The sequence below is a fragment of the Albimonas marina genome, assembly GCF_029223255.1.
Taxonomy (GTDB): domain Bacteria; phylum Pseudomonadota; class Alphaproteobacteria; order Rhodobacterales; family Rhodobacteraceae; genus Albimonas.
The window spans coordinates 54433-80255 of record NZ_JARHUC010000005.1 but is presented as its reverse complement, the minus strand read 5'-3'; the positions used below and the strand labels follow the sequence as shown (position 1 = coordinate 80255).

22 protein-coding genes are annotated in these 25823 nt (G+C 74.5%); 10 read left to right on the top strand and 12 right to left on the bottom strand.

Annotation, left to right across the window (positions count from 1 at the left end; translation table 11 throughout):
* Window positions 1-392 precede the first annotated feature (392 nt).
* Window positions 393-1136 carry an SDR family oxidoreductase gene (locus P2H44_RS15125; RefSeq protein ID WP_275765086.1) on the top strand — a complete coding sequence of 248 codons (744 nt, stop codon included), beginning with the start codon at window positions 393-395 and terminating at the stop codon, window positions 1134-1136.
* A gap of 131 nt (window positions 1137-1267) precedes the next feature.
* Here the strand turns inward: P2H44_RS15125 and P2H44_RS15120 are convergent, their stop codons facing one another.
* The 4 genes from P2H44_RS15120 to P2H44_RS15105 all read right to left on the bottom strand — a co-directional run bounded on the left by P2H44_RS15120 (window position 1268) and on the right by P2H44_RS15105 (window position 5538).
* Window positions 1268-1948, bottom strand: a complete 681-nt coding sequence (locus tag P2H44_RS15120) for a class II aldolase/adducin family protein (RefSeq protein ID WP_275764699.1) — start codon at window positions 1946-1948, stop codon at window positions 1268-1270.
* A 323-nt stretch (window positions 1949-2271) separates the two neighbouring features.
* Complete coding sequence (gene glpD, locus P2H44_RS15115) at window positions 2272-3822, bottom strand: glycerol-3-phosphate dehydrogenase (RefSeq protein WP_462976297.1); 1551 nt, start codon at window positions 3820-3822, stop codon at window positions 2272-2274.
* Window positions 3823-4026: 204 nt separating this feature from the next.
* Window positions 4027-4584 (bottom strand): histidine phosphatase family protein, encoded by a 558-nt coding sequence (locus tag P2H44_RS15110; RefSeq protein WP_275764697.1) that lies wholly within the window; start codon window positions 4582-4584, stop codon window positions 4027-4029.
* 120 nt (window positions 4585-4704) lie between these two features.
* Window positions 4705-5538 (bottom strand): adenosylcobinamide-GDP ribazoletransferase, encoded by an 834-nt coding sequence (locus tag P2H44_RS15105; RefSeq protein ID WP_275764695.1) that lies wholly within the window; start codon window positions 5536-5538, stop codon window positions 4705-4707.
* Window positions 5539-5797: 259 nt separating this feature from the next.
* On the opposite strand from P2H44_RS15105, the gene P2H44_RS15100 reads away from it, so the two are divergent.
* From P2H44_RS15100 to P2H44_RS15090, 3 genes are all read left to right on the top strand, one after another.
* Window positions 5798-6391, top strand: a complete 594-nt coding sequence (locus tag P2H44_RS15100; RefSeq protein ID WP_275764694.1) for a pyridoxamine 5'-phosphate oxidase family protein — start codon at window positions 5798-5800, stop codon at window positions 6389-6391.
* A gap of 8 nt (window positions 6392-6399) precedes the next feature.
* Window positions 6400-7605, top strand: a complete 1206-nt coding sequence (locus P2H44_RS15095) for a cobalt-precorrin-5B (C(1))-methyltransferase (RefSeq protein WP_275764692.1) — start codon at window positions 6400-6402, stop codon at window positions 7603-7605.
* A 135-nt stretch (window positions 7606-7740) separates the two neighbouring features.
* Window positions 7741-8487 (top strand): precorrin-6A/cobalt-precorrin-6A reductase, encoded by a 747-nt coding sequence (locus tag P2H44_RS15090; RefSeq protein WP_275764691.1) that lies wholly within the window; start codon window positions 7741-7743, stop codon window positions 8485-8487.
* 196 nt (window positions 8488-8683) lie between these two features.
* Here the strand turns inward: P2H44_RS15090 and P2H44_RS15085 are convergent, their stop codons facing one another.
* The 6 genes from P2H44_RS15085 to P2H44_RS15060 all read right to left on the bottom strand — a co-directional run bounded on the left by P2H44_RS15085 (window position 8684) and on the right by P2H44_RS15060 (window position 14359).
* Window positions 8684-8962, bottom strand: coding sequence for an HPr family phosphocarrier protein (locus tag P2H44_RS15085; RefSeq protein ID WP_275764690.1), 279 nt, complete (start codon window positions 8960-8962; stop codon window positions 8684-8686).
* Between the two features lie 5 nt (window positions 8963-8967).
* Window positions 8968-9381, bottom strand: coding sequence for a PTS sugar transporter subunit IIA (locus P2H44_RS15080; RefSeq protein ID WP_275764689.1), 414 nt, complete (start codon window positions 9379-9381; stop codon window positions 8968-8970).
* Between the two features lie 237 nt (window positions 9382-9618).
* Window positions 9619-10461 (bottom strand): RNase adapter RapZ, encoded by an 843-nt coding sequence (rapZ, locus tag P2H44_RS15075; protein WP_462976300.1) that lies wholly within the window; start codon window positions 10459-10461, stop codon window positions 9619-9621.
* 553 nt (window positions 10462-11014) lie between these two features.
* Window positions 11015-11581 carry an HPr kinase/phosphorylase gene (locus tag P2H44_RS15070; RefSeq protein WP_275764687.1) on the bottom strand — a complete coding sequence of 189 codons (567 nt, stop codon included), beginning with the start codon at window positions 11579-11581 and terminating at the stop codon, window positions 11015-11017.
* Entirely contained in the window at window positions 11578-13650 is a 2073-nt protein-coding gene (locus P2H44_RS15065) for a sensor histidine kinase (protein ID WP_275764686.1), read from the bottom strand. The genes P2H44_RS15070 and P2H44_RS15065 overlap by 4 nt, the downstream gene beginning before the upstream one ends.
* Window positions 13651-13657: 7 nt before the next feature.
* Window positions 13658-14359: a response regulator transcription factor gene (locus tag P2H44_RS15060; RefSeq protein ID WP_092857550.1), complete on the bottom strand. Its 702-nt coding sequence runs from the start codon at window positions 14357-14359 to the stop codon at window positions 13658-13660.
* A 396-nt stretch (window positions 14360-14755) separates the two neighbouring features.
* Here P2H44_RS15060 and P2H44_RS15055 point away from each other — a divergent pair, with 396 nt between their 5' ends.
* On the top strand, window positions 14756-16363 hold the full coding sequence (locus P2H44_RS15055) for a phosphoenolpyruvate carboxykinase (RefSeq protein ID WP_275765083.1): 1608 nt from the start codon (window positions 14756-14758) through the stop codon (window positions 16361-16363).
* A 489-nt stretch (window positions 16364-16852) separates the two neighbouring features.
* Here the strand turns inward: P2H44_RS15055 and P2H44_RS15050 are convergent, their stop codons facing one another.
* On the bottom strand, window positions 16853-17461 hold the full coding sequence (locus tag P2H44_RS15050; protein ID WP_275764684.1) for an alpha-ketoglutarate-dependent dioxygenase AlkB family protein: 609 nt from the start codon (window positions 17459-17461) through the stop codon (window positions 16853-16855).
* A 220-nt stretch (window positions 17462-17681) separates the two neighbouring features.
* On the opposite strand from P2H44_RS15050, the gene P2H44_RS15045 reads away from it, so the two are divergent.
* From P2H44_RS15045 to P2H44_RS15025, 5 genes are all read left to right on the top strand, one after another.
* A complete protein-coding gene (locus tag P2H44_RS15045) occupies window positions 17682-18704 on the top strand; it encodes an LLM class flavin-dependent oxidoreductase (protein WP_275764683.1) in 1023 nt (340 codons plus the stop codon).
* A 157-nt stretch (window positions 18705-18861) separates the two neighbouring features.
* Window positions 18862-19467, top strand: a complete 606-nt coding sequence (locus P2H44_RS15040; protein ID WP_275764682.1) for a hypothetical protein — start codon at window positions 18862-18864, stop codon at window positions 19465-19467.
* A gap of 423 nt (window positions 19468-19890) precedes the next feature.
* Window positions 19891-21816, top strand: a complete 1926-nt coding sequence (gene dnaK, locus P2H44_RS15035) for a molecular chaperone DnaK (protein ID WP_275764681.1) — start codon at window positions 19891-19893, stop codon at window positions 21814-21816.
* 212 nt (window positions 21817-22028) lie between these two features.
* Entirely contained in the window at window positions 22029-23183 is a 1155-nt protein-coding gene (gene dnaJ, locus P2H44_RS15030) for a molecular chaperone DnaJ (RefSeq protein ID WP_275764680.1), read from the top strand.
* Window positions 23184-23351: 168 nt separating this feature from the next.
* Entirely contained in the window at window positions 23352-24470 is a 1119-nt protein-coding gene (locus P2H44_RS15025) for an SIMPL domain-containing protein (protein ID WP_275764678.1), read from the top strand.
* A 64-nt stretch (window positions 24471-24534) separates the two neighbouring features.
* Here the strand turns inward: P2H44_RS15025 and P2H44_RS15020 are convergent, their stop codons facing one another.
* Window positions 24535-25749 (bottom strand): capsular biosynthesis protein, encoded by a 1215-nt coding sequence (locus tag P2H44_RS15020; RefSeq protein ID WP_275764676.1) that lies wholly within the window; start codon window positions 25747-25749, stop codon window positions 24535-24537.
* Window positions 25750-25823: the final 74 nt, after the last annotated feature.

Genomic DNA, 25823 nt, shown 5'->3' with positions numbered 1-25823 from the left:
TCATCTCCATTTCCGACAGGGACCGCGCCGAAGCTGGCGCCGGCGGGGAGTCGGGTCGATTACCTGGCGGGTCGTGAGGCGTGGATCGTGAGGCGTGGGTCAGGGGCCGGGGGCTCGGGACGCCGCGACGGAGGAACGAGGGCGGCGGCGCGCCTCGCCCGGCCCCCCGCGGCAGGAGGTCATGGCCCGGCGGGTTCCGCCCTCGGTTGCGGGGACCGGGCGGGGCAGGTCCGGGGCCGTGCGCGCGCCGCGGGGGCGCGGCTTGCAATCGGCGGGCGGGCGGGCTTCTCTCGACCCGCATCCCTCCGGGGCCGCCTTGCGGGCCGGGCCTGCGGGGGCGGGAGACGAGGAACGGGCCGCAGGGCCCCAGGGAGGGACGAGGCATGGCGCAGATGCGGTCGATCGTGATCACGGGCGCGGGCTCGGGCATCGGGCGGGCCACGGCGCGGCGGTTCCTGGCGGCCGGCTGGCGGGTGGCGCTGGCGGGCCGGCGGATCGAGGCGCTGGAGGAGACGGCGGGCGAGGCCGCGGCCTCCGGCCAGGCGATCTGCGTGGCGACCGACGTGAGCGACCCCGAGCAGGTGACGGCGCTCTTCGACGCCGCGCAGGCGGCCTTCGGGCGGATCGACGCGCTGTTCAACAACGCCGGGATATTCACCAAGTCCGCCACCATCGACGAGACGCCGCTGGAGGACTGGTTCCGCTCGGTCAACGTGAACCTCACCGGCTCCGTCCTCTGCGCGCGGGAGGCCTTCGGGCGGATGCGCCGGCAGGATCCGCAGGGCGGGCGGATCATCAACAACGGCTCGATCGCCGCGCAGTCGCCCCGGCCGGGCTCGTTCCCCTATTCGGCCACCAAGCACGCGATGACCGGGCTGACCAAGGCGCTGTCGCTGGACGGGCGGCCCTTCGACATCGCCTGCTGCCAGATCGACATCGGCAACGCGGCCTCCGAGATGACCGAGGCGATGGGCAAGGGCGTGCCCCAGGCCGACGGCTCGGTGCGGCCGGAGCCGCTGATGGACGTCGAGCACGTGGCCGACTCGGTCCTGCACATGGCCGAGCTGCCGCTGAGCGCGAACATGCAGTGGCTGACGATCATGGCGACGAAGATGCCGCTGGTCGGGCGGGGGTGAGCGGATCGCGCCGCCTCCCCCTTCGCCTCGGCGGTGGGGGTGGCGTTGCGATTTAATATTTTGGTATCAAATGGATAGTCGGTCGGATGCGGACGCCCGCGCGCAGGGCGTCCGCGGCGGCCGGCCCGGTCTCAGCCGTTCCCGTAGTTCAGCGAGCGGATCATCTCGCGCGTCTCGTCCATCTGGCCGGGGGTGAGGATCGCGGGGCCGCCGATCTGCAGGGCGAGGTGGTGCTGGCGGGCCAGCGCCTCGAGCTCGACGGCCAGCGCCATGGCCTTCTCCAGCGACGGGCCGCAGGCGAGCAGGCCGTGGTTCGCGAGCAGGCAGGCCTTGCGGCCCTCGAGCGCGCGCAGCGCGTTGTCGGACAGCGCCTGGGTGCCGAAGGTCGCGTAGTCGGCGCAGCGCACGTCGTCGCCGCCGAAGAGCGCCACCATGTAGTGCGAGGCCGGGATGCCCCGCCGCGTCATCGCCAGCGCGGTGGCGTAGGGGGCGTGGCAGTGCACGACCGCGTTCACCTCGGGCCTGGCGCGAAGAATGTCGCGGTGGAAGCGCCATTCGGAGGAGGGGGCCTTGGGGCCCTGCGCGTCCTCGCGCCCGCCGGAGAGGGGCATCAGGGCGATCATCTCGGGCGTGGTCTGCGCGTAGGGGATGCCCGAGGGGGTGATCAGCATCGCCTCGCCCCGGCGGACCGAAATGTTGCCCGAGGCGCCCTGGTTGAGGCCCGCGGCGTTCATCGCCAGGCAGTGCTCGATGATCGAGCGGCGGAGGGCCAGGTCCTCGGGGTCGGATTTCTTGCGCTTGGGCGAGGGCATGGGTCGGGTCTCCGCTGGGTCGGCGGGAGGATGGCGGCGGCGCGCCGGACTGTCCAGCGCCGGTCCGGGGGCGCCCTCCCGCCCGCTGCGCGGCCGGATCGCCCGCCCGCCGGACCTGCCGCCGGCGGGGCGGCGCGGACGGAGAGCCGGGGGACGCGAGCTGGCCTGCGGGAGACGGTCGCCCCCGGCGCCCCGGCCGGGATGCGCCGCGCGCGGGACGGCGGCCGCGGGCGCGCGGGCGGACGCGGCGCCTGCGCGAGGGATGCGGGGGGCGGCGTCCGGGGGCGGTCCGCCCCGGATCGCGGGCGGGCCTGGGGCGGGGCTCAGGCGGGGACGGTCTCGGCGGCCATCCAGGCGTCGAGCGCCTCGACTTCCTGCGGAGAGAAGCGCAGGCCGAGGCGGGAGCGGCGCCAGAGCACGTCCTCGGCGGTGCGCGCCCACTCGTTCGCCATCAGCCAGCGGACCTCGGTCTCGGTCAGGTCCCAGCCGAAGCGGGCGCCGAGGTCGCTCTCCTGCGCGGCGCCGGCGAGGATCTTCCTCGCCTCGGTCCCGTACATGCGCGCCAGGCGCCGGGCCCAGCGCTCGGTCAGGAACGGGTGGGCGGCGCGGAGCTCGGCGACCAGCGCGGGCACGCCGTCCCAGGGCATGTCGCCGCCGGGCATGGGCGCCTCGGCCGTCCAGGGCCCCTTCATCTGCGGGAAGCCGGTCGAGAGCTTCTCGAGCGCGGCCTCGGCCAGCTTGCGGAAGGTGGTGATCTTGCCGCCGAAGACGTTGAGCAGCAGCGCGCCGCCCTCGTCCTCGAGCTGGAGGACGTAGTCGCGGGTGGCCTGGGTCGCGGACTTGGCGCCGTCGTCGTAGAGCGGGCGCACGCCGGAGTAGGTCCAGACCACGTCGTCCTTCTCGATGGGCCTGGCGAGGTACTGGGAGGCGACCTCGCGCAGGTAGTCGGCCTCCTCCTCGGTGCATTTCGCGTCCGCGGGGTCGCCCTGGTGGTCGCGGTCGGTGGTGCCGACGAGGGTGAAGTCCTCCTCGTAGGGGATCGCGAAGACGATGCGCCCGTCGGAGGTCTGGAAGATGTAGGCGCGGTCGTGGTCGAAGAGCTTCTTCGTCACGATGTGGGAGCCGCGGACCAGGCGGATATGGGCCGGCGCGTTGCGGCCGAGCCGATGGCGCAGCACCTCGTCCACCCATGGGCCGGCGGCGTTGACCACGGCCTTGGCGCGGATCTCTCGGATCGTGCCGTCGGGGCCTTCGAGGCGCAGGCGCCAGGCGCCGTCCTCGCGCGAGCCGCCGACGAGGCGGGTGCGCGTCTCGATCGTCGCGCCGCGGGCGGCGGCGTCGCGGGCGTTGAGCACCACCAGGCGGCTGTCCATCACCCAGCCGTCGGAATATTCGAAGCCCTTCACGAACTCCGGCTTCAGGGGCTTGCCGACCTCGGCCTTGCGCAGGTCGAGGGTTTTGGTGGCGGGCAGGATCTTCCGGCCGCCCAGGTGGTCGTAGATGAACAGGCCGATGCGCAGCAGCCAGGCGGGGCGCAGGCCGGGATGGTGGGGAAGCACGAAGCGCAGCGGCCAGGAGATGTGAGGCATGGCGCGGATCAGCGTCTCGCGCTCGATCAGCGCCTTTCGCACAAGGCCGAACTCGTAGAACTCGAGGTAGCGCAGGCCGCCGTGGAACAGCTTGGTCGAGGCCGAGGAGGTGGCCTGCGCGAGGTCGCCGGCCTCGCACATGTGCACCTTCAGGCCGCGGCCGGCCGCGTCGCGGGCGATGCCCGCGCCGTTCACGCCGCCGCCGACGACGGCGAGGTCGTATACGGGGATCGCGGGCGCGGGATCTGCGCTCGGTCCGGGGGCGGGCGATGCGGCGTCGGTCAAGGCGGTCTCCTCGCTGGCGGGGCGGCCGTAGGTTTCAGCCAAGCATGGATGTAGGGCCGGGTAAACCTGCGTCAGGGCGGAGAGTCGCCGCAGGGCCGCCGGAGAGGGGCGGCGGAGCGGCGCTCGCCGGCGCTGCGCGCGCGGCCTCGCCCGCCCGCCGACCCCGTCGCCGGGGCGCTCGGGGCGGGGATTCCGGGGCGGGGATCAGCCGGGCGGGGCGGGGTCGAACGGGGTGGCGTAGGGCACGGGGCGGGCGAAGGCCTGGTCGAAGCTCAGGCCGCGCAGGGCCATCAGAATCGCCCGGATCGGGCCCGCGTGGCACAGGAGCAGCGCGCCGGGCGGCGCCTCGGCCAGCGCCCGGGCGGTGCGGTCGGCGAGCGCCTCGAAGGTCTCTCCGCCCGGGGGGGCGCGGCGGCGGGGATCCTCGGCCCAGGGGTCGCTCTCGTCGCGGGGGATCTCGGACCAGGGACGGCCTTCCCAGGCGCCGAAGTCGAGCTCGCGCAGGCGCGGGTCCTCGGCGAGGGGCAGGGAGAGGGCGGCGGCGAGACGGCGGGCGGGCTTGAGGCAGCGCGGGGCGGGGCTCGTCACGATGCAGGCGGGGCCGGAGGGGGCGCGCAGGCCGGGGGCGAGCGCGTCGATGCGCGCCTCCCATCCCGGCGCGAGGCCGGGATCGTGGCGGCCGTAGCACAGGCCCGGCGCCGCCGCGGTGCGCGGGTGGCGCATCACCAGCAGGGTAGGGCGGGAAGAGGGCGGGGCGCTCATCGGGGCGGTCGGGTCCGGGGCGGGGACAGGCTGGGCGGAGGCGGGCGGGGCGCGTTCGGGGTTGCGATAACCGGCCGCTGGCCGGCGGGTCGGGGCGGCGGCGGGCGCCTCCCCCCTGGATCAGAGGGGCAGGAGGGCGGCGAGGACCAGCAGGGCCGCGATCTCGCCCGCCTGCTCCATCGCGCCCAGCCCGTCGCCGGTGTAGCCGCCGAGCCGCCGGCGCAGCCGCCACAGGACCAGCGCCCCGGCGGCGTAGGCCGCGCAGAGGGCGGCGAGGCCCGCCCAGCCCGCCGCCAGCGCGCAGATCAGGGCGGCGAGCAGGACCGAGGCCGGGAACACCCCCGCCGGCGCCCCCGCCGCGACGGTCGAGGCCGCGCCCTCGGCCCGCGCGTAGGCGGCGAAGCGGATGGCGGGGATCATCGCGGCGCGGCCGGCGGCATGGGCGGCGACGAGGGCGGCGAGCCCCTCGGCCGGGGCGAAGGCGGTCAAGGCGCCGGCGCGGATCAGCAGGCTCGTCGCCAACCCCGCCGCGCCGTAGGCCCCGATGCGGCTGTCGCGCATGATCTCGAGCGCCCGCTCCCGGGTGAAGCCGCCGCCCAGCCCGTCGAGCGTGTCCGAGAGCCCGTCCTCGTGCAGCGCCCCGGTCAGCGCCATCGAGACGGCGAGCGCCATCCCCGCGGCGGCCAGCGGCGGCAGCGCGAGGGCGCCGAGCGCGAAGACCCCGCCCGCGATCCCCCCCACCAGCGCCCCGGCCAGCGGGAACCATCGCGCGGCGCGGGCCAGCCGGTCCGGCCCGTGGCCGGCGGCGGAGGCGGGGACGGGCAGGCGGGTGAGGAACTGGAGGGCGTAGAGCAGGAGCGAGACTTCTTCCCACGCGCGCCCCGCCGCGCCGCCGCGGCGGCGGGCGGTCTCGTCCGCGGCGAACTGGGGATCGGGATCCTGGGGGTGGGACATGCGGCCTCCGGCGTCTCGCGCCCTTCTCTATCAGCCGCGGGGCCGGGCGCCACCCTGCCTGCGGGGGCGCCGCCGCCTGCGTCGGAGCGCGGCGGTCTTCCTCCCGGGTCCGCTCCGCCTCCATCGCATCGCGGGGCGGGCGCCGGCGCGCCCGCCGACCCGCCCCGAGGCCGCCGGCGCCCGCGCGGCCCGCGGCGGCTGGCGTGCGGGGCGCGGCTCGCCTAGTCTCGCCCCCGCCCACCCAGCCGGAGGATCCGCGATGCCGTTCTACGACCCGAAGATGCGCGAGCTTCAGGACCGCTACGAAGGCCGCGCCGTCGCCGACCGGCTGGAGCAGGTGCGCCGGCACGACGCCTTCGCCGAGGCCGACCTGGCGATGATCGCGCAGGCCTCGTTCTTCTTCCTCGCGACCTATTCCGACACCTCGGTGGACTGCTCCTTCAAGGGGGGCGCGCCGGGGTTCGTGCGGGTCACGGGGCCGAACACGCTGGAGTTCCCCGACTACGACGGCAATCGCATGTACCGCTCGCTGGGCAACATCGCGGCCACGGGGCGCTGCGGGCTGCTGTTCATCCGCATGGACGGGGCGCGGTTCGACGGCTCGGCCGCGCGAATGCGGATCTCGGGGCGGGCGGAGGTGGTGGACGACCCCGCCGCGGTCGAGGGCCTGCCCGGCGCCCGGCGGCTGGTGCGGGTGACGGCCGAGCACATCTTCCCCAACTGCCCCCGCTACATCCCGGTGATGGGGGAGGCCGAGCCCTCGCCCCACGCGCCGCGCCCCGGCCACACCCCGCCCGAGGCGGCGTGGAAGTCGGCCGACTGGATGCGCGACCTCTTCGAGACGGAGGGCTGAGGGCGCCGATGGCCGTCGACCCGCCCCAGGACGGTGACCCGGACGCGGCGCCCGGCCCCGCGGCCGGCGAAGGCGCGGCCTCCGGGGGCGAGGCCGCGGGCCCCGACGCGGACGCCGCCGCGCGCGCCGGGCGCACCGGCGGCGCGGGGCTGCGCACGGGCTTCACCACCGGCGCCTGCGCCACCGCCGCCGCCAAGGCCGCCTGGCGCGCGCTGCTGGGCGGCGGGTGGGAGGACCCCTCGGCCATCGTGCTTCCCAGGGGCGCGCGCGTCGGCTTCGCGCTGGAGCGGCGGGCGCTCTCCGACGGTCTCGCCTGCGCCGCCGTGCGCAAGGACGCGGGCGACGACCCCGACGTGACCCATGGCGCGATCATCGAGGCGCGGGTGCGCCGCGGCGCGCCCGGGGCGGGCGTGACCTTCCGCGCGGGTCCCGGCGTGGGAACCGTCACCCGCCCCGGCCTGCCGATCCCCCCGGGAGAGCCCGCGATCAACCCGGTGCCGCGGCGGATGATCGAGGAGGCGATCGCCGAGGTCTCGGCCGAGCTCGCGGAGGCGCCGGACGCGGAGGTGGAGATCTCGATCCCCGGCGGCGAGGCGTTGGCGCAGAAGACCTGGAACCCGCGGCTGGGGATCGTGGGGGGGCTCTCGATCCTGGGCACCACCGGGATCGTGCGGCCCTATTCCTGCGCGGCCTGGATCGCCTCGATCCACCGGGGCGTGGACGTGGCGCGGGCGGCGGGGCTGAGCCACGTGGTCGGCTCGACCGGTTCGAGCTCGGAGGCGGCGGCGCGGGCGCGGTTCGATCTGCCGGTGCATGCGTGCCTCGACATGGGGGATTTCGCGGGGGGGCTGCTGAAGTACCTCGCCCGCCACCCGGTGGCGCGGCTGACGATCGCGGGCGGGGCGGCGAAGCTCGCGAAGCTGGGGCAGGGGGCGATGGACCTGCATTCCTCGCGCTCCCAGGTGGATTTCGCGCGGCTGGCGGCGCTGGCCGAGGCGGCGGGCGTGCCGGAGGCGGGGCGGATCGCGCAGGCCAACACGGTGCTGCAGGCGTTGCAGGAGGCCGGCGCCGCGGCGCCGGCGCTGGCCGAGGCCATCGGGCGCGAGGCCGCCCGCGTGGCGCAGGCCGCGCTGGGCGAGGCGCCGGTGGCGGTGGACGTGCTGGTCTGCGACCGGGCCGGCGCGCCGCTGGCCTTCGTGGAGGCGCAGAGGTGAGGGGCGCCCCCGGCGCGCGGCCGGCGCGCGTGCGGCCGGCGCCCCGCCGTCCGGGCGCGCCTCCCGCCCGCCCACCCCGGCGCGCCCGGACGGCGGCGCGCCTCCGGGGGCGCGGGTCGACCGTGGAGCGGGCGCATGGGGGCTGAGCCGCCGGCCCTGCTGGTGCTGGCCGGGAGCGCCGAGGCGCGCGCCGTGCTGGAGGCGCTGGGCGGGGAGGCGGCGGCGGGGCGGCTGCGGATCGTCGCCTCGCTCGCCGGCGCCACGCGGGCGCCGCGGGCGCTGCCGGTCGAGACGCGCGTGGGCGGCTTCGGCGGGGCGGACGGGCTGGCGGCGTTCCTCGAGGAGCGTCGGATCGGCGCGGTGCTGGACGCGACCCACCCGTTCGCCGCCCGGATCAGCGCCAACGCCGCCGCCGCCTGCGCGGCGCAGGGCGTGGCGCGCGCGCAGTTGCGCCGGCCGGGGTGGGAGGGGCCGGCGCGGCGCTTCCCCGATCTCGCCTCGGCGCTGGCCGCGGCGCCCGCGGGCGCGCGGGTGCTGGCGGCGACGGGGCGCGGTTCGGCGCCGCTGCTGGCGGGGCGGGGGGACCTCTCGATCCTGGTGCGGGTGGCGGAGGCGGGGGACGAGATCGCCGGGGTCGAGACCCTGGTCGCCCGCCCCCCGCACGACGCCGAGGCGGAGCGGGCGCTGATGCGTGGGCGCGGGATCACCCATCTGCTGGCGCGGGACTCGGGAGGGATCGACGGGGCCAAGTTCGCGGTCGCGCGGGAGCTGGGCGTCGAAATCCTGCTGGCGGAGCGGCCGCCGGCGCAGCCGGGCCCGGTGCTGCCGGACGTGCAGGCGGCGCTGGGCTGGGTGCGCGAAACGCTGGGGCTTGGCGGCTAGACGGGCGGCGAGCCTGCGGCGGCGCGGGATCCGGCCGGGGAGATGACGCCACGGACGCGCCGGGACGTCCGCGGAAGGATCCTGCGGCCGCACGAGCCCACGCGAGCGCGGTCGCCTTCAGGGACGCCGGCCGGGACGGGGTCGGCGGGCGGGCGTCCCGGCCGCGCAGCGGCCGGCAGCGCCCGTCGGCCCCGCCCTATTCGCCTTCGCCGAAGCGGCCGGCGACGAGGGATTCGAGCGCGTCCATAAGCTGCTCGGCCTGGGGGCCGGAGGTCTCGACCTCGATCTCCTCGCCCTGGGCCGCGGCCAGCATCATCAGGCCCATGATCGAATCGCCCGAGACCTCCATCCCGTCGCGCCGCACGTAGGCGGCGGCGTCGTGGGATTCGACCACGTTCACGAACTGCGCCGAGGCGCGCGCGTGCAGCCCCTTGCGGTTGACGATCGTCAGCCGCCGCGCCGTCGTCGACGTCATCGAGCTCAGGCCCGCATCTTGCGGCGCGCGGCGAGAATCCCGCCGGCGCTGTCGAGATACTTGCGCGCCGCGCCCAGCGCGCATTCCACCGCTTCCTCCAGCGGCATCCCCCGGCATTTCGCCAGCTTCACCAGCAGGGGCAGGTTCGCGCCGTAGACGACCTCGGCCCGCGGGCGCGACAGGGCGCCCATGGCGAGGTTCGAGGGGCTGCCGCCGAACATGTCGGTGATCAGCACCACCCCGTCGCCGCAGTCGACCTCCTCGGCCGCCGCGTCCACCTCGGCCTGGCGGGCGCGCAGGTCGTCCTGCGGCCAGATGCCGATGGCGCGCGCCCGCTCCAGCGGGCCCACCACATGCTCGGCCGCCGCCAGCAGCTCCGCCGCCAGGCCGCCATGGGCCACGATCACCAACCCGATCATGCCGCGCACCCCTGCACGGCCATCCAGCTCTTCATGCGTTCCTCCCGAGCGCCGCGCACCCCGGCGCGGCCTGCGATCTGCATCCTTGCGGACGGTTCCGGCGGGTCGTCCCCTTCCGCCGGAACCGGGTGCGCGTGACTTCTACCGCGGCCGCCGCCGCCCGATTGCCGTGCGCGGCCCCCGCCGCGCGATCCCCGTCGTCTCCGTCCCCTCCGCGGGCGGCGCGGTCCCCGCCCCTCATGCCGCGGCCCGGTCGAGTTCGCGGTGGCGCACCGTGGCGGGCCATCCGGCCTCGGCCAGGCGCGCCGCCAGATCCTCGGCCACCGCCACCGAGCGGTGACGCCCGCCCGAGCACCCCAGGGCCATACAGTAGTAGGCCTTACCTTCGCGTCTATAAGCCGGCAGCAGCAGGAGCGTAAGCTCCGTCACGCGCTCGACGAAGGCGGCGTAGAGCGGGTCGCGGCGCACATGCTCGGCGACCGGCGCGTCGCGCCCGGTCAGGGGGCGCAGGTCCTTGTCCCAGTGCGGATTCGCCAGGAACCGGCAGTCGATCACCGTGTCGGCCTCGCGCGGGGCGCCGCGCTTGAAGCTGAAGGACTGGATCGACAGCGACAGGCTGCGCCGGGCGCCGGGGGCGGCGAGATGCGCCAGCCGCGCCTTGAGGTCGTGGGGCGAGAGGTCGGTGGTGTCGAGCACCAGGTCCGCCTTCTCGCGCACCGGCCACAGCAGGTCCCGCTCGCGCGCGAGGCCGGCCTCGGGGCTGTCGTCGGGGGCCAGCGGGTGGCGGCGCCGGGTGGTCTTGAAGCGGTCGAGCAGCGCGGTGTCGGCGCAGTCGAGGAAGATCAGCACGGGCGCGAGATCGGCGCGCGCGCGCATCACGTCCAGCCGCGACAGCAGCGCGGGGGCCGAGAAGCCGCGGGTGCGCACGTCGAGGCCCAGCGCGACCGGGCGGGGATCGCGCGGCTCGGTCCCCGTGGGGGGGAACAGGCGGTCGATGAAGCCCAGCGGCAGGTTGTCGATCGCCTCGTAGCCCATGTCCTCGAGCACGCGGATGGCGGTCGAGTTTCCGGCCCCGCTCATGCCGGTGACCAGCGCGAGCGGGATCGGCGCGAGGGCCGGGCAGGCGTCGCCGTCGCCGGGGGCGTCGGGGCGGGGCTGGGATTCGGAGCCGTCGGGCGGGGTCATGCCTGGGGCCGTCGCGTCCTCGATCTCGGGTCCTGGGCGCCGGGAGGCGCCTGCGGGGGCTGCGGCGCCCGGCTGGGGCGCCGCGGGGCGGCGTCGCGGCGCGAAGGGCGCCGCGGGATCGCCGCAGGGGCGAGCATGCGCCGCGGCACGCGCCGGGGCAAGGGCGTGCCGCAGTGCGGCGCCGAAAAACGCGAGGTGCGGCGCCGACGTCGCGCTTGGCGGAATTCGGCCCGTGCCGCGCCGCGGCGCCGGACCGCCGGCCTGGCGCAGCAGATAGGGCGCGCCGGGGCCCCGCGCCGCCCCGATCAAGCGAGCGTGACGGGGCGGTGAGCCGGGGCCGGCGGCCGCGCGGCGGCGGGTCGTCTCCCCGCGGCGCGAACCGCCGCTTCAACTCCCTGCGGCGCGAACCGCCGCATCATCTCGCCGCGGCGCGAACCGCCGCTTCAAGTCACCGCGGCGCGAACCGCCGGCCGCCGGCGCGCAGCAGGGCATGCAGGGCGGCGGGCGAGGGCGACAGGATCAGCGGCAGCGCGTGGCCCAGCAGGGTCAGCCGGCGCAGGGGCGGCAGCCGCTCGGGCTCGGGGACCGAGAGGTCGACGACCAGCGCCGGCGCCGCCTCTGGCAGGGCAGGCAGGGACAGGAGGCCCACGCCCCGCGCCTCGATCAGTCCCGAGAGGGTCGCGGGCGCCGAGGCGACGAGGCCCCCGGGCCCGGCCTGCACCCGACAGCGGTCGTCGGCCACCAGACGCGCCCCGCGGGAGATCAGCTCCAGCGCCAGCGCCGACTTGCCCGCGCCGGAGGGGCCGAGGATCAGGGCGGCGGCGAAGACGGGGGCGCCGGTCGGGCCCTCGGCTTCGAGGGCGACGCAGGAGGCGTGGAGGATCGCCGCGCCCCGGGCGTCCGGGCGCGCGGCGGCGGCCGCCTCGGCGGCCGGCGAGAGGGGCAGGGCGGGCGGTTCGCCAGAGGCGGGGGCCGCGGCGCGGGCCGAAGCGTCGCCGCGGCCGTCGTCCCTCACCCCGGAAGCTCCACCACGAAGCGGGCGCCGCGGCGATCGTGCCCGGCGGGGCGGATGTTCTCGGCGGCGATCGAGCCGTTGTGCGCCTCGACGATCTGGCGCGAGATCGCGAGGCCGAGGCCCGAGTGGTTGCCGTAGGCCTCGGTGTCGGGGCGCTGGGAATAGAAGCGCTCGAACACCGATTCGAGGTTCTCGTCGGGGATGCCGGGCCCCTCGTCCTCGACCGTCACGCGGATCCGGCCGTCGCCGCCGCGGGCCGCGGCCACGCGGATCTCCGACCCCTCCGGGCTGAAGCTGAGGGCGTTCTCGATCAGGTTCACGAAGACCTGCGCCAGGCGCCCCTCGATGCCGCGCATGCGCAGCTTGTCGTCCACCGCCTCGTCGCGGATGCGCACCGCGCGCTCCTGCGCCTTGGGCTGGGTGAACTCGACGATCATGGTCAGCAGGTTCGAAAGGTCGAAGGGCTCGCGCTCCTCGCGCACCAGCTCGGCGTCGAGACGGGAGGCGTTGGAGATGTCGGTGACCAGCCGGTCGAGGCGGGCCACGTCGTGGTTCATCACCTTCATCAGCCGCAGCTTGTCGGCCTCGGTGCGCGCGTAGCCCAGCGTCTCGACGGCCGAGCGCAGGGAGGATAGCGGGTTCTTGATCTCGTGCGCCACGTCGGCGGCGAAGCTCTCGGTCGCCTCGAGGCGCTGGTAGAGCGTGTCGGTCATGCGCTTGAGCGCGCCCGAAAGGTGGCCGATCTCGTCGCCGCGCGCGGTCATGTCGGGCAGCTCGACCCGGGTCTTGCCGCGCTGTCCGCGCTCGGCCGCGAGCGCCGCTTCGGCCAGGCGCTCGATCGGGCGGCCGATGGCCTTGGCGAGCAGGACCGAGAGCACCACCGACACGGCGAGCGCCACGAGGAAGACCTGGAGGATCGAGACCCGCTCGGAGCGCACGATGGCGTCGATGTCGCCGCCCTCGGTCGAGAGGACCAGCGCGCCGTGGACCTTGCGCAGGGTCTGAATGGGCACGGAGACGGAGACGATCAGCTCGCCGCGGGCGTTCACCCGCTCGCCGCGGGCCACGGCGCCGCCGAGGGCCGCGTAGACCTCCTGCATGCGGGCGACGCCGCCCAGGATCTCGGTCGCCACCGGCTTGCGCGTGTCGCCCAGCGCGAAGTCGCGCAGGAAGCGGCCGGCGCCCTCGATCCAGGCCATGGGGCCGTCGGGGGCGTCGTAGCGGTCGAAGCGGGAAGCGGGCAGGTTCTCCATCTGCACGCCGCCGGTCTGGCCGGCGGCGAGATGGGTGTCGACCATCAGCCGGGCGCCGCGGTCGAAGATCTGGGCGCGCACGCGCGCGGGCTCGATCACGCGGGCGAGCACGACCTGGGCCTTGGGCGGGTCGATGCCCAGCGCGCCGTCGTCGCGCCCCGCGGATTCCGCCAGCGTGATGGCGATGATCTCGCCCTGCGTCTCCAGCGCCTGGGTGCGCAGCTCGATCAGCTTGCCGCGGAAGTCGTTCAGCGCCAGCACGCCCGCCACCAGCAGGCCGAGGCCGATGAGGTTGAACGAGACGATGCGCCGGGTCAGGCGGGAGGGGTTGCGCGCGGGCGGCTCGTCGTCGCCGTCGTCGCCGTTCGCGCCGGCGCGCGCGCGGCGGCGCGCCTCGCGCAGCTCGGCCGCGCGGGCGGTGCGCTTGTCCGCGCGCGCCGAGCGGGCGCGGGCCGCGCGGGCGAGGAGCCGCTCGCGCCGGGGTTTCGGCGCGGGGGCGGGCTCCACCTCGGGCTCGGGCGAGGGGCGGTTCGCCGGGCCCTCGAAGGCGACGGAGTCGGGATCGGAGAGCGGGGGATCCGGCCGGGTCTGGTCGAACGGGGTCTGGTCGAACGGGGCCTGGTCGAGCGGGGCCTGGGCGGGCGCGGCAGGTTCGGCGCGCGGCTGCGCGGCGGGGGCCGCGTCCTGCGCGGTCCGCTCCGAGGACGCCTCGTCCTCCTCGGTCTCGTCCAGGGGCGGAGGCGGGGCGTCTGCGCGCGCCTTCCAGCCTCGGCCCCCGGAAGACGACCGGTCGACCCCGTCGGCGACGTCGGTCATGCCCCCCTCAGACCTCCTTGTAGCGGTAGCCCACGCCGTAAAGGGTCTCGATCGAGGCGAAGCTGTCGTCGACCTGGCGGAACTTCTTGCGGATGCGCTTGATATGGCTGTCGATGGTGCGGTCGTCCACATAGACCTGGTCGTCGTAGGCCGCATCCATCAGCTGGTCGCGGCTTTTCACGAAGCCGGGGCGCTGGGCGAGGGCCTGCAGGATCAGGAACTCGGTCACCGTCAGGGTCACCGGCTCGTCGTTCCACAGGCAGGAGTGGCGCAGCGGATCGAGGCTCAGCTTGCCGCGGGTGATGGCGCGGTCGGCCTCGGCGCGCTCGGCGTCGCCCTGGGCGGCGGCCTCGCGGCGGCGGAGCACGGCGCGCACCCGCTCGACCAGCAGGCGCTGGGAGAAGGGCTTGCGCACGTAGTCGTCCGCGCCCATCCGAAGGCCCAGAACCTCGTCGATCTCCTCGTCCTTGGAGGTGAGGAAGATCACCGGCAGGTCCGACTGCTGCCGCAGGCGGCGGAGAAGCTCCATGCCGTCCATGCGGGGCATCTTGATGTCCAGGACCGCGAGATCCGGCGGCTGCGAGGTCAACGCCGCCAGCGCCGCGGCGCCGTCGGTGTAGCAGCGCACCTCGTAGCCCTCGGCTTCCATGGCCATGGACACCGAGGTGAGGATGTTGCGGTCGTCATCCACGAGCGCGATGTTCGTCATGCTTGCTCCGTACCTGCGTTCCGCCCGCCCCCCTGGGCGACGGCCGGCGCCGGCGCGCGGGGCGATCTTCCGCCCTGCGGCGCCCGATGCGCCTGATCCTGAGATGGACCTTCCATATCATTTCTCAACGTATCGGGTGCGAAAGCGGCCCCATTGCGGCCGAACTGCGCCATTTCGCCCAGCGCCGGGGCGCTGTTGAAGTGTTGTCGTTATGCTATAGCCCGCGCATCTTGGAAGCGGATCGGAATCGTGACGCGCCCAGGCGAGGGGTCAGGCTGTGTGGGGCCGCCCCGAACGGAACGAGACCGGGTGAACGGCCGGGCGAGGACGCCGCGTCGACAGACGCCGACCCCGCGACGCGGCCGCAAGAGGAAGCGATCGAAGGAGCCCATGAGCATGGAGCGAGGCGTGTTCAACCCCGCGCGGAGCCTTGAGACCCAGGGGGTCACGGGTCTGAAGGCCGCCCACTACAACCTGCTTGAGCCCGCCCTGATCCAGGAGGCGGTGCAGCGCGGAGAGGGCGAGATCGGCCGCGGCGGGGCGTTCCTCGTCTCGACCGGCAAGCACACCGGCCGCTCGCCGCAGGACAAGTTCGTCGTGCGCGAGCCCTCGGTGGAAGACACCATCTGGTGGGAAAACAACAAGCCGATGGACCCCGCCGGGTTCGCCGCGCTGAAGGCCGACATGCTCGAGCACCTCAAGGGCCGCGAGCTGTTCGTGCAGGACCTCTACGGCGGCGCCGACCCGGCCCACCGCCTGAACGTGCGCCTGTGCACCGAGCTCGCCTGGCACGCGCTGTTCATCCGTCACCTGCTGCGCCGCCCCGCGCAGGAGGAGCTGGAGAGCTTCGACCCCGAGTTCACGATCATCAACGTCCCCTCGTTCAAGGCCGATCCCGCCAAGCACGGCTGCCGCTCGGAGACGGTGATCGCGATCTCGATGGAGCAGAAGACCATCCTGATCGGCGGCACCTCCTACGCCGGCGAGAACAAGAAGTCGGTGTTCACGCTGCTCAACTACATCCTGCCCGGCAAGGGCGTGATGGCGATGCACTGCTCGGCCAACCACGCGATCGGCGACACCTCGGACGCCGCCGTGTTCTTCGGCCTGTCGGGCACCGGCAAGACCACGCTCTCGGCCGATCCCTCGCGGATCCTGATCGGCGACGACGAGCATGGCTGGACCGACCAGGGCATCTTCAACTTCGAGGGCGGCTGCTACGCCAAGACCATCGACCTGTCGCCCGAGGCCGAGCCCGAGATCTTCGCCACCACCTCGATGTTCGGCACGGTGATCGAGAACATGGTGTACGACCCGTACACCAAGGCGCTCGACTTCCATGACGACAGCCTGACCCCGAACATGCGCGCGGCCTATCCGCTCGACTACATCTCCAACGCCTCGGAGTCGGGCCTGGGCGGCGCGCCCAAGAACGTGGTGATGCTGACCTGCGACGCCTTCGGCGTGCTGCCGCCGATCGCGCGGCTGACCCCGGCGCAGGCGATGTACCACTTCCTGTCGGGCTTCACCTCGAAGGTGGCCGGCACCGAGAAGGGCGTGACCGAGCCGCAGCCGACCTTCTCGACCTGCTTCGGCGCCCCCTTCATGCCGCGCCGCCCCGAGGTCTACGGCGCCCTGCTGCGCGACAAGATCGCCCAGTTCGGCGCGACCTGCTGGCTGGTCAACACCGGCTGGACCGGCGGAGCCCACGGCGTCGGCTCGCGCATGCCGATCAAGGCCACCCGCGCGCTGCTGACCGGGGCGCTCGACGGCTCGCTGAACGGGGCGGAGTTCCGCAAGGACCCGTTCTTCGGCTTCGAGGTGCCGGTGGCGGTGCAGGGGGTCGACTCGACCCTGCTGAACCCGCGCGACACCTGGGCCGACAAGGACGCCTACGACGCCCAGGCGGCCAAGCTGGTGAAGATGTTCGCCGACAACTTCGCCCAGTACGACCCGTTCGTGGGCGACGAGGTCCGCGCGGCGGCCCCCGGCAAGGTGGCCTGATCCAGGCCTGCCTCGCGCGGGAACGAAGAAACCGGCGGTCCGTGGAAACGGGCCGCCGGTTTTCGTTGAGGAGGCGCCCTGCGGGCGGGCTTGGGCCTGCGGCTGGGGGGTGTGCCCGGTCTTCGGGGGGGTGGGAGCCTCCGGCGGGCTCCTGACTCACCAAAGAACAGGGGCCGCGCCTGTCCTTCGGAGCCGTCTCTCGCTGAAGATGCCTGAGCGACTCGTCGGGAGGGGTCAAGGACAAGCCCCGCTTGCGCGGGGTCGCTTCGCGATCCCTGACCCCTCCCGCCGAGTCGCTCTTCACGGCATCAGCGAGAGACGGCTCCGAAGAACAGGCGCTTCGTGCGGGCCTGCGGGCGTCGCGCCGGGGCGCCTGGGCCGCGGGCCGGGAGACGGGGGCCACGGGCGCGGGGGGCGGGGGGCGCCGCGGGCGAGGGGGCGGCGACCGGCGCGACGGGGGACGCGGCGCCTGCGCGGCGGGCGGGCGGCTCAGGCGCTGGTCACCACGCGCAGGGTGAGGTTGATGCGCCCGCCCTCGGGCAGCAGGGTCGAGCCGCCGAAGCGGATCCGGTCGACGCCGTGATAGGCGAGCCGGGCGGGGCCGCCCAGGATCGCCACGTCGCCGCTCTCGAGCGGGATGGAGCGCGTCGGGGCCTTGCGGTCGAGGCCGCCGATCCGGAACGTGGCCGGGTCGCCCAGCGAGATCGAGAGCACCGGCGCGGCGAACTCGCCCTCGTCCTCGTCGCGGTGCAGGCCCATGCGGGCGCCCTCGCCGTAGAAGTTCACCAGGCAGGAGTCGGGATCCGCGGGCCAGCCGGAAAGCTCGCGCCAGACGGCGAGGATCGAGGCCGGGATCGGCGGCCAGGGGGCGCCGGAGGGATGCGCCTCGGCATAGCGGTAGCGGCCGCGGTCGATCACCCACCCCAGCCGCCCGGCCGCGGTCATGCGCACCGTCATCGGCTTGCCCCAGGCGGTGGTGTAGCGCTGGAAGGGCGCGGCGCGGGCCAGCGCGCGCACGTCCTCGACCATCGCCTCCTGCGCGAGGCGGTCGAGATGCGCCTTCCAGATCGTCACGCCGTTGAGGTCGAGGGGCGGCAAGGCGGCTCTCCATACCTGGGGGAGTGGACCGACAAGATGGGGGCGGGGGCGGAGGAGGCCAACCCGTTTCCTGACCGGGACGTTGCGCGCCCCGCGAGGGGAATTGGCGCCGGGGCGCGGACGCTCTGTGTCCGGAGCCGCGGCGCCGCCGTGGGTGACAGCGGGGCCGGGCGGCGCCATGTGCTGGGGCCTGCGCCGCCGCCGGAAGAGGGCCCTCGCCATGAAAAAGATCGGTTTCCTGTCCTTCGGGCACTGGTCGCCCTCGCCGCAGTCGGGCACGCGCTCGGCCGGGGACGCGCTGCTGCAGTCGATCGAGCTGGCGGTCGCGGCCGAGGAGCTGGGGGCCGACGGCGCCTATTTCCGGGTGCATCACTTCGCCCGCCAGCTGGCCTCGCCCTTCCCGCTGCTGGCGGCGGTGGGCGCGCGCACCTCGAGGATCGAGATCGGCACCGCCGTGATCGACATGCGCTACGAGAACCCTTTCTACATGGTCGAGGACGCGGGCGCGGCGGACCTGATCGCGGGGGGGCGGCTGCAGCTGGGCCTCTCGCGCGGCTCGCCCGAGCAGGTGATCGACGGCTGGAAGCACTTCGGCTACCGCCCGCCGGAGGGGCAGAGCGACGCCGACATGGGCCGTGCCCACGGCGCGATGTTCTTCGAACTGCTGAGGGGCGAGGGCTTCGCCCAGCCCAACCCCCGCCCGATGTTCCCCAACCCGCCGGGCCTCTTGCGCGTGGAGCCGCATTCCGAGGGGCTGCGGGATCGGATCTGGTGGGGCTCCGGCTCGAACGCCACCGCGGTCTGGGCGGCGGAGCAGGGGATGAACCTGCAGAGCTCGACCCTCAAGGACGACGAGACGGGCGAGCCCTTCCACATCCAGCAGGCCCGCCAGATCCGGGCCTATCGCGAGGCCTGGGCGAAGGCGGGGCACAAGCGCACGCCGCGGGTGTCGGTCAGCCGCTCGATCTTCGCGATCACCTCGGACCTCGACCGGCGCTATTTCGGGCGCGGGGGGAAGGAGCAGGACTCGGTGGGGATGCTCGACGAGACCACGCGGGCGATCTTCGGGCGCGGCTATGCCGACGAGCCGGACCAGCTGGTCGAGCAGCTGAAGGGCGACGAGGCGGTGGCCGAGGCCGACACGCTGCTGCTGACCGTGCCCAACCAGCTGGGCGTCGCCTACAACGCCCATGTCATCGAGGCGATCCTGACCCACGTGGCGCCCGGCCTCGGCTGGCGCTGAGGGCGGGGTCGGGGGCGGCGCTGCCGTCCGCTGCGCGGCCGGGACGCCCGCCCGCCGACCCCGCTCGCGACGGCGCGGCCCCGGCCGGTTTCGGTCGCCGCGCGGCAGGGCTATTTCTTGGGCGGGCGCCGTTTGGAGGCCGCCGGGAGAGGATGCGATGCGTCTGCTGCGTTTGTCGTGGAAGCTGGTCTGGTTCCTGGCCTTCCTGGGGATGCTGGCGTTCAACGTCGCGGCGTTCACGGTGGCGGGCGTCTCGGCGGCGGTGAACGGGGCGATGGCGGCGGTGGGGGTGACCACGGTCGCGGCGCGCGCCTCGGCGCGGGCGGCGACGGCGGTCTCGACGCGGGCGGTGGCGCGCTCGGCCGCGCGGCGGGTCTCGACGCGGGTGGCGCGCGGGGCGGCGCGCTCGGTCGGGTCGGTGGTGGCGCAGAGCGTGCCCTTCGTGGGCGCCGCCGCGGTGGTCGGGGTGACCGCCTGGGAGATCTCGGACGCCTGCGCCATGCTCGACGACCTGCACCAGCTGGAGCGGGCGCTGGACGCGCTGGAGCCGCCGATGGCGCCCGACGGCAAGGGCGCCTCGCTGGCCGGGACGCCGCCCGGCGAGGCGGAGCGGGAGGAGGTCTGCGGCCAGCAGGTCCCGACCGTGGCCGAGGTGCGCGACGCCATCGCCGAGGCGCCGGGCGAGGCCTGGGCGCAGGCGCAGCGCTGGTTGTCGGAGGATGCGGCGCCGCCGCCGCTGGGCGTGCCGCCTGCGGAGGACTGAGGCGGGCGGCGGGGTCGCCGGCCGCTTGAGGCCTGCCTCGGCGGAGACGGCGTCGGCGCCTCGCCGGCGCTCCGCGCGACGCGGTCGGGCCCGCCCGAAGGGCGCTCATGGGCCCCGGCCGCGGCGCGTCGCGGCCGTCCCCTGCCGCGCCGCGGGGCGGAACCGGGCGCCGGCCGGCGGCAGGGGGCGCGGCGGCCTGCGGCAGGGCGCCGCTTCGGGGCGCCGGAGACATGCTTTCCGCCCTCTCCTTCGCTTGCAGCCCCGTCGGTTGGCGCCTATATCCGCCCCGAACGTCGCGCTCCGCTTTTCGTGATCCTCGCAGGCCTCGGCCAGGGGGGAGACCGGGGACGGGGCGCTGGGATCGAGGGCGGGGGCCGCAGTCGGACCCGACCCTCTCACATCGCCGAACGAAAGGACGTCGCTATGTCGAAAGTCATTGGCATCGACCTCGGGACCACCAACTCCTGCGTCGCCATCATGGATGGCTCGACCGCGAAGGTGATCGAGAACTCCGAGGGCGCGCGCACCACCCCCTCGATGGTGGCCTTCACCGAGGACGAGCGCCTGGTGGGCCAGCCGGCCAAGCGCCAGGCGGTCACCAACCCGGAAAACACCCTCTTCGCCGTCAAGCGCCTGATCGGGCGCCGGTACACCGACAAGGCGGTGGAGAAGGACAAGGGGATGGTCCCCTACAAGATCGTCGAGGGCAAGAACGGCGACGCCTGGGTCGAGGCCCGCGGCGAGAAGTATTCGCCCTCGCAGGTCTCCGCCTACATCCTTCAGAAGATGAAGGAGACGGCCGAGTCGTACCTGGGCGAGAAGGTCGAGAAGGCGGTCATCACCGTCCCCGCCTACTTCAACGACTCCCAGCGCCAGGCCACCAAGGACGCCGGCAAGATCGCCGGCCTGGAAGTGCTGCGCATCATCAACGAGCCGACGGCGGCCGCGCTCGCCTACGGGCTCGACAAGAAAGAGGGCAAGACCATCGCGGTCTATGACCTCGGCGGCGGCACCTTCGACATCTCGATCCTCGAGATCGACGACGGCCTGTTCGAGGTGAAGTCGACCAACGGCGACACCTTCCTGGGCGGCGAAGACTTCGACATGCGCATCGTCGAGTACCTCGCCGAGGAGTTCAAGAAGCAGTCCGGCGTCGACCTGACCAAGGACCGTCTCGCGCTTCAGCGCCTCAAGGAGGCGGCTGAGAAGGCGAAGATCGAGCTGTCGTCCTCGTCCCAGACCGAGATCAACCAGCCCTTCATCTCGATGGACCCCGAGACCCGTCAGCCGCTGCACCTGGTGCTGAAGCTGTCGCGCGCCAAGCTCGAGAGCATCGTGGGCGACCTGATCGCGCGCACGCTGAAGCCCTGCGAGGCGGCGATCAAGGACGCGGGCGTCTCGAAGTCCGAGATCGACGAGGTGGTCCTGGTCGGCGGCATGACCCGCATGCCCAAGGTCATCGAGGAGGTGACCAAGTTCTTCGGCAAGGAGCCGCACAAGGGCGTGAACCCCGACGAGGTCGTGGCCATGGGCGCCGCGATCCAGGCGGGCGTGCTCCAGGGCGACGTGAAGGACGTGGTCCTGCTGGACGTGACCCCGCTGTCGCTGGGCATCGAGACCCTGGGCGGCGTGTTCACCCGGCTGATCGACCGCAACACCACGATCCCGACCAAGAAGTCCCAGGTGTTCTCCACCGCCGACGACAACCAGACGGCGGTGACCATCCGGGTCTTCCAGGGCGAGCGCGAGATGGCGGCCGACAACAAGCTGCTGGGCCAGTTCAACCTCGAGGACATCCCGCCCGCGCCCCGCGGCATGCCGCAGATCGAGGTCAGCTTCGACATCGACGCCAACGGCATCGTGTCGGTCGGCGCCAAGGACAAGGCGACCGGCAAGGAGCAGAAGATCACGATCCAGGCCTCGGGCGGCCTCAGCGACGACGACATCGAGAAGATGGTCAAGGACGCCGAGGAGAACGCCGACGCCGACAAGAAGCGGCGTGAGATGGTCGAGGCCCGCAACCAGGCCGAGTCCATGGTCCACGGCGCCGAGAAGTCCCTGGCCGAGCATGGCGACAAGGTCGACGAGGAGACCAAGGCCGCCATCCAGACCGCCATCGACGACCTGAAGAAGGCCATCGAGGGCGAGGACCTGGAGGAGATCAAGGCCAAGACCCAGGCCCTGACCGAGGCGTCCATGAAGCTGGGCGAGGCGATCTACAAGGCCTCGTCCGAGGCCGAGCAGGCCGCCGCCCAGGAGGCCGCCGCGCGCGACGCGGCCAAGGACGGCGACGACGTGGTGGACGCCGAGTTCACCGAGGACAAGGACGACGATCGCAAGGCCAGCTGAGGCCTGCGGTCCGACGCGATGCGCGGCCCCGCCCCGAAGGGGCGGGGCCGTTGCGTGAAATTGGGCATGCGCGCTTGACCCGCGCGGCGTGCCGGTGGACCTTCGGCCCCGACGCCTCCCGGTTTCCCGCCCCTGGCGGGCCCGGCGCGGGCGGGGCGGGCCGACCGCCACGCGGACCGCGACGGACCGGCTAGACGGGAGAGACCCCAGGAATGTCCAAACGGGATTTCTACGAGGTGCTGGGCCTGTCCAAGGGCGCCTCGGAAGACGAGATCAAGAAGGCCTATCGCAAGAAGGCCAAGGAGCTTCACCCCGACCGCAACCCCGACGACGCGGGCGCCGAGGCGAAGTTCAAGGAGGTCAACGAGGCCTACGACCACCTCAAGGACCCCCAGAAGAAGGCCGCCTACGACCAGTTCGGCCACGCCGCCTTCGACGGCGGCATGGGCGGCGGCGGCTTCCGGCCGGGCGGCGGCCCGGGGCAGGGCGACTTCGGCTCGGCCTTCTCGGACGTGTTCGAGGACCTGTTCGGCGACTTCATGGGCGGCCAGCGCGGCGGCGCGCGGCGCCGCGGCGGGGCCGCGCGCGGCTCGGACCTGCGCTACAACCTGCGCGTCACGCTGGAAGACGCCTTCAAGGGCAAGACCGAGACGATCAACGTCCCCGGCTCGGTCCAGTGCGACGCCTGCTCGGGCACCGGCGCCGAGGGCGGCGCGCAGCCGACCTCCTGCCCGACCTGCTCGGGGCTGGGCAAGGTGCGCGCCCAGCAGGGCTTCTTCACCATCGAGCGGACCTGCCCGACCTGCGCGGGCCGCGGCTCGGTCGTGAAGAACCCGTGCAAGGTCTGCAACGGCGCGACCCGCGTGCAGAAGGATCGCCGCCTGAACGTGAACATCCCCGCGGGGGTGGAGACGGGCACCCGCATCCGCCTGGCGGGCGAGGGCGAGGCCGGCGTGATGGGCGGGCCGTCGGGCGACCTCTACATCTTCATCGAGGTCTCCCCCCACCCGATCTTCGAGCGGGAGGGGCCGGACCTGCACTGCCGGATCCCGGTGCCGATGACCACCGCCGCGCTGGGCGGGGAGATCGAGGCGCCGCTGATCGACGGCGGCCGCAGCCGCGTGAAGGTTCCCTCGGGCGTGCAGGCGGGCAAGCAGCTGCGCCTGCGCGAGAAGGGCATGCCCACGCTGCGCGGCGGGCGTCGCGGCGACCTCTACCTCGAGCTTGCGGTGGAGACGCCGGTGAACCTGACCGCCCGGCAGAAGGAGCTGCTGAAGGAGTTCGAGGCGGCGGGCAAGGACAACTCCCCCGGCACCACCGACTTTTTCTCGAAGGTGAAGTCCTTCTGGGACGGGATGACCGGCTGAGGCGACGGAACCGCGCCGCTGGAACGTTCGAGACAGGCCCCCGCATCGCGGGGGCCTTTTCCGTATGATGGCGCCCGGCGCGGCGCCACGGAATCGACCCCTTCCGGCCACGCGCCTGCGCCCGTGCAGGCCTAGGTGCGGGACCCGAAACGGACAGGAGGAGCGTCCATGACCCCCCCGGCTAAACCCCCTCGCACGACCGGCGACCGACCCGCGCCGGCGCCCCGCGCCATCCGCCGCTCCCGCGCCCTGGCGCGGCAGGCGACCTACGCGCCCTCGATGCTGTCGGTGATCGCCGTGGCGGCGCTGCTGGCGTCGTCCGTGGCGCTCGCCGTCCCGGCCTTCGCGGCCCAGCCCCTGGCCGAGGCCTCGGGCAAGGCGGAGAAGAAGGAGATGCGGCGCGAGGCGCGCGAGGAATGGCTCGACCAGGCCGACGCCGCCGCCGACCGGCTGGAGAAGGCGATCAAGCAGGCCGGGCGCGAGAGCGAGGACCTGGACGCGCGCATCGGCAAGGCGATGGAGGCGAACCAGGCGCTGGCCCAGAAGATCGAGCTGGCCCAGGCCCAGCCGGCCCAGCAGCCCGCGCCCAAGCCCGCCCCGGCCCCCGTCGCCCGCCCCGCCGAGAAGCCCGCGAAGCGCGCGGTCGAGGAATGCCGCGGCCGGCTGATGGTCGAGGGCGAGGGGATCGAGACCGCGACCCCCGACGTGCTGCAGGTCACCTTCGGCGCCGACGCCCGCGCCGAGCAGCCGGGGCAGGCGCTGAACGACGCCTCGGAGGCGACGCAGGCGCTGCTCGACGCGGTGCTGGCGGCCGGCGTCGAGAAGACGGACGTCTCGACCACCCAGGTCTCGCTGAACCCGGTCTACGACCGCTCGGAGCGCGACCGCGCCCCGGAGATCGTGGCCTGGGAGGCGGGCTCGAGCCTCGCGGTGACGCTGCATGACGTCTCGGCCTTCGGCAAGCTCGCGACCGCGGCGACCGAGGCGGGGGCGACCCGGATCTCGGGCGTGACCTTCGCGGTTTCGGACGAGGACGAGCGGCTGGAGAAGGCCCGCGCCGCGGCGGTGAAGGCGGCGCTCGCGCGCGCCGACCTGCTGGCCGAGGCCGCCGGCGCCCGCGTCGGCGCGATCCTGGAGCTGAGCGAGACCGGCGTCTACCGCCCCGGCCCGCGGCCGATGTTCGCCCGCGCGGCGGTGGGCGAGGCCTCGATGGCCGACATGCCCATCGCCGAGGGCAGCCAGGAGCTGCGCGCTTCGGTGACCGCGACGGTGGAGCTGTGCCAGTGAGCTGACGCGCGCTCCCGCATGCGACGGGGCGTCCGGGCCGGAAGGCGCGGGCGCCCCTTTTCTTTCAGGGGTGGCGGCGGGGGGCGAGGATGCGCTCGGCGAGGTTCGCCGCGCCCTCCGCCGCGCCCGTGCCGTCGAAATTCCCGCGCACGAGGCTCGTCCAGGCGAGCGCCTTGAGGAACGTGTCGGCCCGGCCGGGCTCGGGCGGCCGGGGGGCGTGCCAGAAGGCGTCGAGGGGCTGGGGGTCGACCAGCCCCTCGCGGTCGAAGATCGCCCGGCCCAGCAGCTTCACCGGCACGCCGCGGCGCAGGGCCGAGAGGCCGACGGTGGAGTTCACCGTGACCAGCCCCGCCGCGCGCCCGAGCAGGACCGAGAGGTCGCCGCCGTCGATCGCCTCGACCCGCGCCTCGGCCCCGTGCCGCGCCGCGACGCCCCGCAGCAGGCGCCGCCAGGGAGTCAGGCCGTTGTCCATCGGATGCTCCTTGACCAGCAGGCGGGCCGAGGGCGGGGCGTGCAGGGCGAAGCTGCGCACCACGGCCTTCGCCGTCTCCCGCAGGTCGGGGTCGGGGCCGTGGGCGCGGATCTGGAAGTCGGTGCGCAGCTGCAGGGGGAAGAGGAACAGGGGGGCGTCGTCGGCCGCCCACGCCTCCCAGACCGCGGCCGCGTGGGTCCGGTCGCGGCGGGCGCGCAGCATCTTCCACAGGAAGCCGCCGTATTCCGCCAGCGGATGCCAGGTCTGGTGCCGGCGATAGCCGGGGTGCGTCGCCCAGGAGAGCGCGAGGTTCGTGAGGTTCCACGCCACGTCCATCGCCGCGTAGGCCGCGAAGGAGGAGCGGTAGAGGCGGCGCTCCTGCGGGAGCTCGCCGCGGGCGGCCAGCGCCTCGATCGCCGCCCAGTCCGTGGGGAAGGGGGCCGCGGCGCCGCCGCCGTCGGGCTCGACCGTCAGCCAGTCGGGGCGGACGTAGCCCAGCTCGACATGGTGGACGCGCACGCCCGTCGCCTTCGCCCGGTCCACCGCGGGGCGGTGCAGGGGGCGGTTGTCGCCCAGCAGCACGAGGTCGGTGACCCCCTCCCGCGCCATGAAATCGGCGACGTACCGGGGCCAGTCGTCGAACGATCCGCGGTAGGAGCGCCCGCCCCCGCGCCGCCAGAACAGGGCGTCGCCGGGGGAGAGGTGCAGGCGCAGGACGCGCGCGCCCCGCGCCTCCAGCGCATCGCCCAGATGCGAGAAGAACGGGGAGGAGGGCCCCTGCAGCAGCAGCGCGCAACGCTCGCCCATCGCTCGATCTCTCCCGTGGTCCGCGGCGCCGGGGGGACGGCGCGGCCTCGGTCTGCACGGGCGCGGGGCGGGGC